At 56.0% G+C, this 13,842-nt stretch carries 9 protein-coding genes, 1 tRNA gene and 1 pseudogene; all 11 read left to right on the top strand.

The window, feature by feature from the left end; translation table 11 throughout:
• Window positions 1-130, top strand: a pseudogene (locus tag K0F86_RS25930) (elongation factor Tu); the annotation flags it as partial.
• 66 nt (window positions 131-196) lie between these two features.
• A tRNA-Trp gene (locus K0F86_RS25935) sits at window positions 197-272 on the top strand.
• A 32-nt stretch (window positions 273-304) separates the two neighbouring features.
• Window positions 305-688: a preprotein translocase subunit SecE gene (secE, locus tag K0F86_RS25940; RefSeq protein WP_035823944.1), complete on the top strand. Its 384-nt coding sequence runs from the start codon at window positions 305-307 to the stop codon at window positions 686-688.
• Entirely contained in the window at window positions 688-1,314 is a 627-nt protein-coding gene (gene nusG, locus K0F86_RS25945; RefSeq protein ID WP_034753130.1) for a transcription termination/antitermination protein NusG, read from the top strand. Before secE ends, nusG begins: the two co-directional genes overlap by 1 nt.
• 116 nt (window positions 1,315-1,430) lie before the next feature.
• Complete coding sequence (gene rplK, locus K0F86_RS25950) at window positions 1,431-1,865, top strand: 50S ribosomal protein L11 (RefSeq protein WP_010394312.1); 435 nt, start codon at window positions 1,431-1,433, stop codon at window positions 1,863-1,865.
• Window positions 1,865-2,560: a 50S ribosomal protein L1 gene (gene rplA, locus K0F86_RS25955; protein ID WP_071079797.1), complete on the top strand. Its 696-nt coding sequence runs from the start codon at window positions 1,865-1,867 to the stop codon at window positions 2,558-2,560. Before rplK ends, rplA begins: the two co-directional genes overlap by 1 nt.
• A 319-nt stretch (window positions 2,561-2,879) precedes the next feature.
• Entirely contained in the window at window positions 2,880-3,422 is a 543-nt protein-coding gene (rplJ, locus tag K0F86_RS25960; RefSeq protein ID WP_029496119.1) for a 50S ribosomal protein L10, read from the top strand.
• A gap of 67 nt (window positions 3,423-3,489) precedes the next feature.
• Complete coding sequence (gene rplL / locus K0F86_RS25965) at window positions 3,490-3,861, top strand: 50S ribosomal protein L7/L12 (RefSeq protein WP_010394320.1); 372 nt, start codon at window positions 3,490-3,492, stop codon at window positions 3,859-3,861.
• Window positions 3,862-4,105: 244 nt separating this feature from the next.
• A complete protein-coding gene (gene rpoB, locus K0F86_RS25970) occupies window positions 4,106-8,212 on the top strand; it encodes a DNA-directed RNA polymerase subunit beta (protein WP_096233370.1) in 4,107 nt (1,368 codons plus the stop codon).
• Window positions 8,213-8,321: 109 nt separating this feature from the next.
• Window positions 8,322-12,563: a DNA-directed RNA polymerase subunit beta' gene (gene rpoC, locus K0F86_RS25975; RefSeq protein WP_099760957.1), complete on the top strand. Its 4,242-nt coding sequence runs from the start codon at window positions 8,322-8,324 to the stop codon at window positions 12,561-12,563.
• Window positions 12,564-13,017: 454 nt separating this feature from the next.
• On the top strand, window positions 13,018-13,782 hold the full coding sequence (locus K0F86_RS25980) for an ArsR family transcriptional regulator (protein WP_257572377.1): 765 nt from the start codon (window positions 13,018-13,020) through the stop codon (window positions 13,780-13,782).
• Window positions 13,783-13,842 lie beyond the last annotated feature (60 nt).

Below are 13,842 nucleotides of genomic sequence, written 5' to 3' on the forward strand. Positions count from 1 at the left end.
GCCAGGCGATAACGTGTCGATCACCGTCAAGCTGATCAACCCGATCGCGATGGAAGAAGGCCTGCGCTTCGCTATCCGTGAAGGCGGTCGTACCGTCGGCGCCGGCGTGGTTGCAAAAATCCTCGCATAAGGAAATGTTATGCTTCCACCTGGGGCGTCCTGGGTGGTAGAATAGCACTCCTCGAAAGTTTTACGTAGGGACGTAGCTCAATTGGCAGAGCGTCGGTCTCCAAAACCGAAGGTTGGGGGTTCGATGCCCTCCGTCCCTGCCACCGTCAAGGTGCAGGGCACCGAAAGTAGAAAAATGTCAAATCAATCCGTGCAAACCGTTAGCACGTCGAGTGACAAGATAAAAGTCGCGCTGGCAATAGTGGCTGCGATTGCAGGAGTAGTCGGGTTTTATTACCTGGCAGGCCAACCAGCTCTGGTGCGTGCAAGCGCGCTTGTGGCTGGTTTGGTTATTGCTGTTGCACTCTTGTATATCTCGACGACCGGCCGTGAATTTCTCAATTTCGCCAAAGAAGCTGTGCGCGAAACCAAGAAAGTCGTTTGGCCTACCCGCAAAGAAGCCACGCAGATTACTGCGATCGTGTTTGCCTTTGTGCTGGTCATGGCGATTTTCCTGTGGGGCACGGATAAATTGCTCGAGTTTTTGTTGTATGACGTAATTCTGGGTTGGAAAAAATAATGAGCGAAAATGTGCATGATGAAGCGGCGGACGAGTCCGTTCCGGGCGACGCTCCGGTAGCGGACACTGGTGCCGCGCTGAGCGTGCCAGTCAGCAGCAAGCGCTGGTATGTCGTGCATGCTTATTCCGGCATGGAAAAAAGCGTCATGCGCGCACTGACCGAGCGCATCGAGCGCGCGGGCATGCAAGACCAGTTCGGCCAGATCCTGGTGCCGATCGAAGAAGTGGTCGAAGTCAAGAATGGTGTGAAGTCCGTCACCGAACGTCGTTTCTATCCCGGCTATGTGCTGGTTGAAATGGAAATGACGGACGAGAGCTGGCACTTGGTCAAGAACACCAGCAAGGTTACCGGTTTCATTGGTGGCAAGTCGAACAAGCCGACGCCGATCTCCGCGCGCGAAATCGACGGCATCATGAAGCAGATGCAGGAAGGTGTTGAAAAGCCCCGTCCAAAAACCTTGTACGAGGTGGGCGAGCAGGTGCGCATCAAGGATGGTCCGTTCACCGACTTCAACGGCAATGTCGAAGAAGTCAATTACGAGAAATCCAAAGTGCGCGTCTCGGTCACCATCTTCGGTCGCGCTACTCCGGTAGAGCTCGAATTCGGCCAGGTCGAAAAAGTTTAAGTCTGTATCAAGCGCCACCAGGAGCGTTGCGGTTGTATCAGCAAAATCCGGTCAGAGGAGCCCCGCCAGGGTAGGATCGGCGGGGCGCTACTACTCAATCCAAGATAGGAGCCATCATGGCAAAGAAAATCATTGGTTTTATCAAGCTGCAAGTACCAGCTGGTAAAGCAAACCCATCCCCACCAATCGGTCCAGCTCTGGGTCAACGTGGTCTGAACATCATGGAATTCTGCAAAGCCTTCAATGCACAGACCCAAGGTCTGGAAGCAGGCATGCCGATTCCAGTCGTGATCACCGCGTTTGCGGACAAGTCCTTCACGTTCGTGATGAAGACGCCTCCAGCAACCTACCTGATCAAAAAAGCTGCTGCGATCACCAAAGGTTCGCCGAAGCCACATACCGACAAAGTCGGTACGCTGACCCGCGCACAAGCTGAAGAAATCGCTAAATTGAAAACCCCTGATCTGACCGCTGCCGACATGGATGCTGCTGTACGCACCATCGCTGGTTCCGCTCGTTCGATTGGTATCACGGTGGAAGGTGTTGTATAATGGCTAAGTTATCCAAACGTATCAAGGCTTTGAAAGCCAAAGTCGACCGTACCAAAGTGTACGCTTTCGACAACGCTGTCGCTCTGATCAAAGAGTGCGCAACGGCCAAGTTCAATGAATCGATCGACGTATCGGTACAACTGGGTGTTGATCCTAAGAAATCCGACCAAGTGGTGCGCGGCTCCGTCGTGCTGCCAGCTGGTACCGGCAAAACCGTACGCGTGGCAGTTTTTGCGTCGGGCGAAAAAGCAGAAGCTGCTAAAGCAGCTGGCGCCGACATCGTTGGTATGGAAGACCTGGCTGAGCGTATCAAAGCCGGCGACATGCCTTTCGATATCGTTATCGCTTCGCCAGATACCATGCGTATCGTTGGTACCCTGGGTCAGATCCTGGGCCCACGCGGCATGATGCCTAACCCGAAAGTTGGCACTGTTACTCCTGACGTCGCTACCGCCGTGAAAAACGCGAAAGCCGGTCAAGTTCAGTACCGTACCGACAAATCCGGTATCATCCACGCTACCATCGGCCGTAAATCGTTCGCTGACGCAGATCTGAAATCGAATCTGGTCGCACTGATCGACGCACTGAACAAAGCCAAGCCAGCATCGAGCAAAGGCGTGTACCTGCGCAAAGTTTCGCTGTCGTCGACCATGGGCGCTGGCGTCCGTGTTGACCAGACTAGCCTGGCAGCTTAAGTAAAGAATCAAGTCCTGTGGCGCCTTCGGGCGCCGCGGGCGCATCTTTGGGCTGTCTGCCCGGTGTTCGCACCAGGCAGGCAGACAATCAAAGACCGTTGGGCCGACTGCGATCGCACATGCAGAAGGTTAATAGGCTTGCCGGCAACGGCAAGTGCCCAACGCAGATGGTGTACCCGAACAAGTTTTGTAGTCCTCATGCTGCGTGAATCCATCCGCTCAGTTTAGTACTTCTTGACTTCGGACGCCGTGTTCGAACCGATGCAAGGCGCTCAACCACTCGGTTGTGATTGCCGAACATCATTTAAGGAGGTTGACCGTGAGTCTCAATCTGAATGACAAAAAGGCCGTCGTCGCCGAAGTTTCCGCACAAGTAGCAAATGCGCAAACGATCGTCGTGGCCGAATATCGTGGCATCCAGGTTGGTCACTTGACGCAACTGCGTGCTAAAGCGCGTGCCCAAGGCGTGTACCTGCGTGTGTTGAAAAACACTCTGGCTCGTCGCTCCGTTGAAGGTACCGCATTCGCCAGCCTGGCAGATGCCATGACCGGCCCGTTGATCTACTCGATCTCGGCCGATGCCGTTGCAGCAGCTAAAGTCATCGCTGACTTCGCTAAAACCAACGACAAACTGGTCATCAAAGCAGGTAACTACGCAGGCAAGCCGCTGGATACAGCTGCTGTCACCGCGTTGGCGAGCATTCCTAGCCGTGAAGTTCTCATTTCGCAGTTGTTGGGCGTTATGCTGGCTCCGGTTTCGGGCTTTGCACGTGGTCTGGCTGCCCTGGCAGCGAAAAAAGGCGAAGGCGCCGAAGCTCCTGCAGAAGAAGCAGCAGCAGAAGAAGCCCCAGCAGCCGCTTAATTGCGCGCGCTTTTTTCTCTCAGTACCAATCTGATGTAACTAACGTAATAAATTTAGGAGTTTCAAAATGGCAATTAGCAAAGACGATATCCTGGAAGCAGTTAGCGCCATGTCCGTAATGGACCTGAACGACCTGGTTAAAGCATTCGAAGAAAAATTCGGCGTGTCCGCAGCAGCGATGGCTTCGGCCGGTCCTGCAGCAGGCCCAGCAGCTGCTGCTGAAGAACAAACCGAATTCAACGTCATCCTGGACAGCTTCGGCGCAAACAAAGTTGGCGTCATTAAAGCAGTTCGCGAAATCACCGGCCTGGGCTTGAAAGAAGCTAAAGACCTGGTCGATGGCGCACCAAAAACTGTGAAAGAAGCAGTGTCGAAAGCTGACGCTGAAGCAGCACAGAAGAAACTGGTAGAAGCCGGCGCAACCGCTTCGATCAAGTAATATCTGTACCGGCGGCAGTTAGCGCCCGAGTCAAAGTCTGAGGTTTCCCCTCGCAAGGGGGGAAATCCGACTTTGGCTCCTTTGTCGTCTGCATCGTATTTGTCATGTAGTTGTAGCAGCAGTTTTTATTCGATTCAAGCCGGAAAGCAGAGCCTTGAGGTTTCGTCTGTGTCACACGCAGCGGTGCAAACGAACACTTGCAAAACCTGAATTTTCTATCCTTTCTGTCACTCACGGAGTGTCCATGCACTACTCATTTACTGAGAAGAAACGCATTCGCAAATCATTCGCGAAGCGCGCCAACGTTCACCACGTTCCGTTCCTGCTGGCGACCCAGCTCGAGTCTTATCATAGCTTCTTGCAAGAGGACATAGCACCGTCCGGCCGCAAGAATGATGGCCTGCAGTCGGCTTTCACTTCGATTTTCCCTATCGTGTCGCACAATGGTTTTGCGCGTCTCGAATTCTTGTCGTACGTCCTGGGCGATCCTGCCTTCGACGTCAAAGAATGTCAACAACGTGGCCTGACGTTCGCGTCGCCGCTGCGCGCGAAAGTGCGCCTGGTGATCCTGGACAAGGAATCGCCAACCAAGCCTGTCGTCAAAGAGATGAAGGAACAGGAAGTCTACATGGGCGAATTGCCGCTCATGACGACCACCGGTTCGTTCGTGATCAACGGCACGGAGCGGGTTATCGTTTCCCAGCTGCACCGTTCGCCTGGCGTGTTCTTCGAGCACGACCGCGGCAAGACTCACTCGTCCGGTAAACTGCTGTTCTCCGCGCGTATCATTCCTTACCGCGGTTCGTGGCTGGACTTCGAGTTCGACCCGAAAGACATCCTGTTCTTCCGCGTCGACCGCCGCCGCAAGATGCCAGTGACGATCCTGCTCAAAGCCATCGGCATGTCGCATGAGCAAATCCTGGCCAATTTCTTTGTCTTCGACAATTTCAACCTGCGCTCCGAAGGCGCGGAAATGGAATTCGTCGCCGAACGTCTGCGCGGCGAAGTGGCGCGCTTTGACATCGTCGACAAGTCGGGCAAGACCCTGGTGCTGAAAGACAAGCGTATCAACGCCAAGCACGTGCGTGATATCGAAGCTGCCGGCATCAAGCACATTTCCGTACCGGAAGATTACCTGCTGGGCCGCGTATTGGCGAAGAACATCGTCGATGGCGACACCGGTGAAGTCGTCGCCTCCGCGAACGATGAGCTGACGGAAGACTTGCTGGGTCGCCTGCGCGATGCCAACATTTCCGAAATCCAGACCTTGTACACCAACGACCTGGATCAAGGCGCCTACATCTCGCAAACCCTGCGTATCGACGACACCGCCGACCAGATGGCTGCGAAAGTGGCGATCTACCGCATGATGCGTCCAGGCGAACCGCCAACGGAAGACTCCGTTGAAGCGCTGTTCAATGGCCTGTTCTACAACTCGGACCGCTACGACCTGTCGGCCGTGGGCCGCATGAAGTTCAATCGCCGCATTGGCCGCGATGAACTGACCGGCGCCATGACCCTGTCGAACGAAGACGTGCTGGCCGTGATCAAGATCCTGGTGGAACTGCGCAATGGCCGCGGCGAAGTCGACGATATCGATCACCTGGGTAACCGTCGCGTACGTTGCGTGGGCGAACTGGCCGAGAATCAATTCCGCGCCGGCCTGGTGCGTGTTGAGCGCGCCGTCAAGGAACGCCTCGGCCAAGCCGAAGCGGACAACCTGATGCCGCACGACCTGATCAACTCGAAGCCGATTTCGGCTGCGATTCGCGAGTTCTTCGGTTCGTCCCAGCTGTCGCAGTTCATGGACCAAACCAATCCTCTGTCGGAAATTACCCACAAGCGCCGTGTATCGGCTCTGGGACCCGGCGGTCTGACACGCGAACGCGCCGGCTTTGAAGTGCGCGACGTGCATCCGACCCACTACGGCCGCGTCTGCCCGATCGAGACACCGGAAGGTCCGAACATTGGTCTGATCAACTCGCTGGCTCTGTATGCCCGCCTGAATGAATACGGCTTCCTGGAAACCCCGTACCGCAAGGTCGAAGGTTCCAAGATCACCGATCAGATCGACTACCTGTCCGCCATCGAAGAAGGCCGCTACATCATCGCTCAGGCGAATGCGACCATCAGCGATGAAGGCACGCTGTCCGATGAACTGGTCTCGGCCCGTGAAGCCGGCGAAACCATCCTGGTCTCCCCGGAGCGCATCCAGTACATGGACGTGGCGCCAGGCCAGATCGTTTCCGTCGCTGCCTCGCTGATTCCGTTCCTCGAACACGATGATGCGAACCGTGCATTGATGGGCGCCAACATGCAACGCCAGGCTGTGCCTTGCTTGCGTCCGGAAAAAGCGCTGGTCGGTACCGGTATCGAACGCACCGTTGCGGTCGACTCGGGCACCACCGTGCAAGCCTTGCGTGGCGGTATCGTCGATTACATCGATGCGGGCCGTGTCGTGATTCGCGTCAACGATGACGAAGCCACCGCCGGTGAAGTGGGCGTCGACATCTACAACCTGATCAAGTACACCCGTTCGAACCAGAACACCAACATCAACCAGCGTCCTATCGTGCAAGTGGGCGACCGTGTTGCCAAGCGCGACGTGATCGCCGATGGCGCATCGACCGACCTGGGTGAATTGGCACTGGGCCAGAACATGACCGTGGCTTTCATGCCATGGAATGGTCTGAACTTCGAAGATTCGATCCTGATCTCGGAAAACGTCGTCAAGGACGACCGCTACACGTCGATTCACATCGAAGAGTTGTCGGTCGTTGCGCGCGACACCAAACTGGGCGCGGAAGAAATTACGCGCGACATCTCGAACCTGGCTGAAAATCAGCTGGCACGTCTGGATGAGTCCGGTATCGTCTACATCGGCGCTGAAGTACAAGCCGGCGATACCCTGGTTGGTAAAGTGACGCCTAAAGGCGAAACCCAGCTGACCCCGGAAGAGAAGCTGCTGCGCGCGATTTTCGGCGAAAAAGCTTCGGACGTAAAAGATACGTCGCTGCGCGTGCCTTCGGGCATGATCGGTACCGTGATCGACGTGCAAGTCTTCACGCGTGAAGGCATCGTGCGCGACAAGCGCGCTCAGCAAATTATCGATGACGAACTGAAACGCTTCCGTCTGGATCTGAACGATCAGATGCGTATCGTCGAAGGCGATGCCTTCCAGCGTCTGGAAAAAATGCTGATCGGCAAAGTTGTCAACGGCGGCCCTAAAAAGCTGGCCAAAGGCGCCAAGATCACCAAGGACTACCTGGCCGATCTGGACAAATACCACTGGTTCGACATCCGCCCTGCGGATGACGATGCAGCGGTAGCGCTCGAAGCGATCAAGGAATCGATCAACGAGAAGCGTCACCAGTTCGACCTGGCCTTCGAAGAGAAGCGCAAGAAACTGACGCAAGGCGATGAGCTGCAACCAGGCGTGCAAAAAATGGTCAAGGTGTACCTGGCCGTGAAACGCCGCCTGCAGTCGGGCGACAAGATGGCAGGTCGCCACGGTAACAAGGGTGTGGTTTCCCGTATTGTTCCTGTGGAAGACATGCCATACATGGCCGACGGCACGCCAGCCGACGTTGTGCTGAACCCGCTGGGCGTTCCTTCGCGGATGAACGTTGGTCAGATTCTCGAGACTCACTTGGGCTGGGCTGCCAAGGGTCTGGGTATCCGCATCGGCGAAATGCTGAAGGCGCAAACCAAGGTCGAGCAAATGCGCAAGTATCTGACGACGATCTACAACGACAATGGCCGCGCGGAAGATCTGGACAAGTTTGATGATGAAGAGATCATGAAACTGGCCGAGAATCTGAAAAAAGGTGTGCCATTCGCCACGCCAGTGTTTGACGGCGCGAACGAAGAAGAGATCCGCCGCATGCTGGACCTGGCGTATCCGGACGACATCGCCAAGAACCTGGGCATGACCCCGTCGAAGAACCAGGTGACCATGTATGACGGTCGCACCGGTGAAGCCTTCGAACGCAAGGTCACTGTCGGCGTCATGCACATGCTGAAACTGCATCACTTGGTCGATGACAAGATGCATGCGCGTTCGACCGGTCCTTACTCGCTGGTGACGCAACAGCCGCTGGGTGGTAAAGCCCAGTTCGGTGGTCAGCGTTTCGGTGAGATGGAAGTCTGGGCACTGGAAGCGTATGGCGCGTCGTATGTCTTGCAAGAGATGTTGACCGTCAAGTCCGATGACGTGAATGGCCGTACCAAAGTGTACGAGAACCTGGTCAAGGGCGACCACGTGATCGACGCCGGCATGCCGGAATCGTTCAACGTGCTGGTCAAGGAAATCCGTTCGCTGGGTATCGATATCGACCTCGAACGCAACTAAAAGACAGCCACCTGTCATTTGGTTTGGGAAACACAAAGCCCGGCTGGGAAACCACGCCGGGCAATGTAGTCTCAGGAATATAGAAATTTAATCACCTCTGGAGTGATACATGAAAGCACTGCTCGATCTATTCAAGCAAGTACAGACCAACGAGACCTTCGATGCAATCAAGATCGGTCTCGCTTCGCCTGAGAAAATCCGTTCGTGGTCCTACGGCGAAGTCAAAAAGCCGGAAACCATCAACTACCGTACCTTCAAGCCTGAGCGTGATGGCCTGTTCTGCGCCAAGATCTTTGGCCCGATCAAGGATTACGAATGCCTGTGCGGCAAGTACAAGCGCCTGAAACACCGCGGCGTGATCTGCGAAAAGTGCGGCGTCGAAGTCACGCTGGCCAAGGTGCGCCGCGAGCGCATGGGCCACATCGAGCTGGCCTCGCCGACCGCGCACATCTGGTTCCTGAAATCGCTGCCGTCGCGTCTGGGCATGGTCCTGGACATGACCCTGCGGGACATCGAACGCGTGCTGTACTTTGAAGCATACGTCGTGACCGATCCGGGCATGACCCCGCTGAAGAAGTGCCAGATCATGTCGGAAGACGACTACGCCGCCAAGTACGAAGAGTACGGCGACGACTTCACCGCCTTCATGGGCGCCGAAGGTATCCGTGAACTGCTGCGCTCGATCGACATCCACCGCGATGCCGAAACCCTGCGCGTGGAACTGAAGGAATCGAAATCCGAAGCCAAGATCAAGAAATACGCCAAGCGCCTGAAAGTGCTGGAAGCGTTCCAGCGTTCGGGCATCAAGCCTGACTGGATGATCATGGAAGTGCTGCCGGTGCTGCCGCCGGAACTGCGTCCGCTGGTACCACTCGATGGTGGCCGTTTCGCGACCTCGGATCTGAACGATCTGTATCGCCGCGTCATCAACCGTAACAACCGTCTGAAACGCCTGATGGAGCTGCGCGCTCCAGAGATCATCACGCGCAACGAAAAGCGCATGCTGCAAGAAGCGGTCGATTCGCTGCTGGACAATGGCCGTCGCGGTAAAGCGATGACCGGCGCCAACAAGCGTCCGCTGAAGTCCCTGGCAGAAATGATCAAAGGCAAGGGCGGCCGTTTCCGTCAAAACTTGCTGGGCAAACGCGTCGATTACTCCGGTCGTTCGGTCATCGTCGTGGGCCCGCAATTGAAACTGCATCAGTGCGGCTTGCCGAAACTGATGGCGCTGGAACTGTTCAAGCCATTCATTTTCAATAAACTGGAACTGATGGGTCTGGCGACCACGATCAAGGCAGCGAAAAAGCTGGTCGAGATTCAAGAGCCGGTCGTGTGGGACATCCTGGAAGACGTGATTCGCGAACATCCGATCATGTTGAACCGCGCACCTACGCTGCACCGTCTGGGTATCCAGGCGTTCGAGCCAGTCCTGATTGAAGGCAAGGCCATCCAGTTGCACCCACTCGTCTGCGCCGCATTCAACGCCGACTTTGACGGTGACCAAATGGCGGTCCACGTTCCTCTGTCGATCGAAGCGCAGATGGAAGCACGCACTTTGATGCTGGCATCGAACAACATCCTGTTCCCATCGAACGGCGAACCGTCGATCGTGCCGTCGCAGGATATCGTGCTGGGTCTGTACTACGCGACGCGTGAAGCGATCAATGCGAAGAACGAAGGGATGATGTTCCCTGACGTCTCGGAAGTGATCCGCGCCTACGACAACAAGGAAGTCGAACTGACGACCCGCGTCACCGTGCGTATTACCGAATACCCGAAAAACGCCGAAACGGGCGAATTCGAGAAAACGATTACCCGCTACGAAACGACGATCGGCCGTGCGATCCTGTCGGAAATTCTGCCTAAAGGCTTGCCGTTCTCCGTCCTGAACCGCGCGCTGAAAAAGAAAGAAATTTCCAAGCTGATCAACACGTCGTTCCGCAAGTGCGGCCTGCGCGCCACCGTGGTGTTCGCAGACAAACTGATGCAATCGGGTTTCCGCCTGGCGACACGCGCCGGTATCTCGATCTGCGTCGACGACATGCTGGTACCGCCGCAAAAAGTCACCCTGATCGCGGCGGCCGAGTCGGAAGTCAAGCAGATCGAACAGCAATACGCCTCGGGTCTCGTGACCGCCGGCGAGCGTTACAACAAGGTAGTCGATATCTGGGGCAAAACCTCGGATGAAGTCGGCAAGGCCATGATGGACCAGCTCAAAGTCGAAGACGTGATCCGCCGCGACGGCACCAAGTCGACGCAAGAATCGTTCAACGCCATTTATATGATGGCCGACTCCGGCGCGCGCGGTTCCGCAGCCCAGATTCGTCAGTTGGCTGGTATGCGTGGTCTGATGGCCAAACCGGATGGCTCGATTATCGAAACGCCGATTACCGCGAACTTCCGCGAAGGTCTGAACGTTTTGCAGTACTTCATTTCGACCCACGGTGCGCGTAAAGGTCTGGCCGATACGGCGCTGAAAACGGCGAACTCCGGTTACCTGACGCGTCGTCTGGTTGACGTGACGCAAGACTTGGTGGTGATCGAGGACGATTGCGGCACCATGAACGGCGCGCTGATGAAGGCGCTGGTCGAAGGTGGTGAAGTCATCGAAGCGCTGCGCGACCGTATCCTCGGCCGCGTCACCGTGCACGATGTCGTCCATCCTGAAACCCAGGAAACGCTGTACGAAGCCGGTTCGCTGCTGGACGAAGACATGGTCGAAGAGATCGAGCGTCTGTCCATCGATGAAGTCAAGGTCCGTACGCCACTGACTTGCGACACGCGCTTCGGCCTGTGCGCCAAGTGCTATGGCCGCGATCTGGGCCGCGGCATGCTGGTCAACGCCGGCGAAGCCGTCGGTGTGGTGGCAGCGCAGTCGATTGGTGAGCCGGGTACCCAGCTGACCATGCGTACGTTCCACATTGGTGGTGCGGCATCGCGTGCGGCAGTGGCATCGTCGGTGGAAGCGAAGTCGAACGGTACCATCCGCTTCACGGCAACCATGCGTTACGTGACGAACGGCAAGGGCGCGCAAATCGTCATTTCCCGTTCCGGCGAAGTGCTGATCACCGACGACCATGGCCGTGAGCGTGAGCGTCATAAAGTACCGTACGGCGCGACCCTGATCGTCAAGGACGGTCTGGTCATCAAAGCTGGTACGGCACTGGCAACGTGGGATCCGCTGACCCGTCCGATCATTACCGAATACGCCGGTCAAGTGCGTTTCGAGAACGTCGAAGAAGGCGTCACCGTAGCCCGTCAGGTCGACGAAGTGACCGGTCTGTCCACCCTGGTGGCGATCGATGCGAAACGTCGCGGTTCGTTGACGAAAACGTTGCGTCCGCAAGTCAAGCTGATCAACGAAGCGAACGAAGAAGTCAAGATCGCCGGCACCGAACACTCGGTGGCGATCGGCTTCCAGGTCGGCGCGCTGATCATGGTCAAGGACGGTCAACAGGTATCGGTTGGTGAAGTGCTGGCACGTATTCCTACCGAATCGCAAAAAACGCGCGATATTACCGGTGGTCTGCCACGCGTTGCGGAACTGTTCGAAGCGCGCTCGCCGAAAGATGCCGGTATGCTGGCGGAAGTCACGGGTACGGTTGCGTTCGGTAAAGAAACCAAGGGCAAGCAGCGTCTGGAAATCACGGACATGGACGGCAACAAGCATGAGTTCTTGATCACCAAGGACAAACAAGTGCTGGTGCATGACGGCCAAGTCGTGAACAAGGGCGAGATGATCGTGGACGGCCCGGCCGATCCGCAAGACATCCTGCGCCTGCTGGGTATCGAAGCACTGGCACGTTACATCGTCGACGAAGTGCAAGACGTGTACCGTCTGCAAGGCGTGAAGATCAATGACAAGCACATCGAAGTGATCGTGCGTCAGATGCTGCGCCGCGTACAGATCGTCAATGCCGGCGACACCAACTACATCGTTGGCGAGCAGGTTGAGCGTTCGGAACTGCTGGATCAGAACGACCTGATGGAAGCTGGAAACAAAATTCCTGCGACCTACGAAAACGTTCTGCTGGGTATTACCAAGGCTTCGCTGTCGACCGATTCGTTCATCTCGGCCGCATCGTTCCAGGAAACCACCCGCGTGCTGACCGAAGCGGCGATCATGGGCAAGCGCGATGGTTTGCGCGGCCTGAAAGAGAACGTCATCGTCGGTCGCCTGATTCCTGGCGGTACGGGCCTGGCCTTCCACCGCGCACGCAAAGAAAAAGAAGCGTGGGAAGTGGAAGAGCGTCAAGCACTGCTGCTGGCCGAGAAAGCCTCGATGGCCGGCGAAGCTGCCGAAGCGTTGCAGGATATCGAAAGCCAGCAACACCACGGCGACGAAGCGTAATCTACGCTGTCAGCTGACAAGAACGGCACCTTCGGGTGCCGTTTTTTTATGCCTGCGCGCTTATCCGAAGCATGCGCACGAATATCGTGGAATGCGAAAAATCATGGTGATCCATTTATAGCCCGGACTATCAATACTGAAAAACGTTATTTATATGGTGAACTGAAATAGTGGCTGAACGGGTCAATTGAAAACAAGCGATATATTGAAAGTCATGCCGATATTAATGGCTGAGATTACTAATCCAATCGATACCATGATAGTCATTCTATTAGGCTTGCACATAATATGGCAGGTTACTATTGCGTCGGGAATGCTTTATTTTGACGGGTTCAAACCCAGGTGATGCCGTTGCTGCAAGGTAGGTGGAGAGGCTGGCTGGGATGTCTGGTCGTCGTCTCAACGGATCGGAAGTAAGCGCTCACAAGGATGACGGATTGCTGGCTACCCGCAGTTGGGCAAGCGCTACCTCGCCCGCATGTATTTACCCAGCTGCTCTGATCGCGTAGCACCGCGTTGTGGTGCCATCACGCACTATTGCCCTCACCACGCCAGTTTCCAGTTTATTCATGCTAAGATTTGGCGCATGATTGCCCAAGCCCTGTTTACTCCCGCCCAGCAGAAACTGCTGGGCTTGCTCTTTGTTCGTGTGAATGAAGGCTTTCATTTGAACGAGATCATGCGTTTGACGGGCCTGGGCAGCGCATCGGCGCAGCGCGAACTGCGCCGGCTGCATGATTCCGGCCTGATCACGTCGGAACGGATTGGCAATGTGCGGCGCTTCTGGCCCAACAAGGAAAGCCTCGTGTATCCCGAGTTGAGCGGACTGGTGCAGAAAACCTTCGGCATCGTCGGCGTGCTCAGCGCGACCCTGGCGCCCTTGCGTGCCGAGTTGCACCTGGCATTCATTTCTGGCGCCACAGCGAAGGGACAGGACATGCCCGGTAGCGCCATCGACTTGCTGCTGGTGGGCGAGGAAGCCAATTATGGCGATCTGCTGACACGATTGGCCCCGGCCGAGCGAACCTTAAGGCGTAAAATCAATCCCAACTTGTATACGTTGGCCGATTATCGCCGACGTCTGCGTGAAGGTCAGCCATTTCTGTTGCAGGTATTACAGCAGCCGAAGTTGTTTGTCATCGGCGATGAATCGTTATTGCAGGCGCTGGCATTGCCAGAGGCTTCCTTGCAAACGAATGACATGCCATCTGTATTCTAAAGGCCGGGCCTGAAAAGCAGTTTCTGCAATAAAGTGAAATTGTTTGCTGGAATAATATCT

The sequence above is a fragment of the Janthinobacterium sp. UMAB-60 genome (assembly GCF_900095235.1).
Classification (GTDB): Bacteria; Pseudomonadota; Gammaproteobacteria; order Burkholderiales; family Burkholderiaceae_D; genus Janthinobacterium.

Bases quoted from the DNA above. Each gene is read 5' to 3' on its own strand.
- secE (WP_035823944.1), top strand. From the start codon at position 305: ATGTCAAATCAATCCGTGCAAACCGTTAGCACGTCGAGTGACAAGATA.
- nusG (WP_034753130.1), top strand. From the start codon at position 688: ATGAGCGAAAATGTGCATGATGAAGCGGCGGACGAGTCCGTTCCGGGC.
- rplK (WP_010394312.1), top strand. From the start codon at position 1,431: ATGGCAAAGAAAATCATTGGTTTTATCAAGCTGCAAGTACCAGCTGGT.
- rplA (WP_071079797.1), top strand. From the start codon at position 1,865: ATGGCTAAGTTATCCAAACGTATCAAGGCTTTGAAAGCCAAAGTCGAC.
- rplL (WP_010394320.1), top strand. From the start codon at position 3,490: ATGGCAATTAGCAAAGACGATATCCTGGAAGCAGTTAGCGCCATGTCC.
- rpoB (WP_096233370.1), top strand. From the start codon at position 4,106: ATGCACTACTCATTTACTGAGAAGAAACGCATTCGCAAATCATTCGCG.
- rpoC (WP_099760957.1), top strand. From the start codon at position 8,322: ATGAAAGCACTGCTCGATCTATTCAAGCAAGTACAGACCAACGAGACC.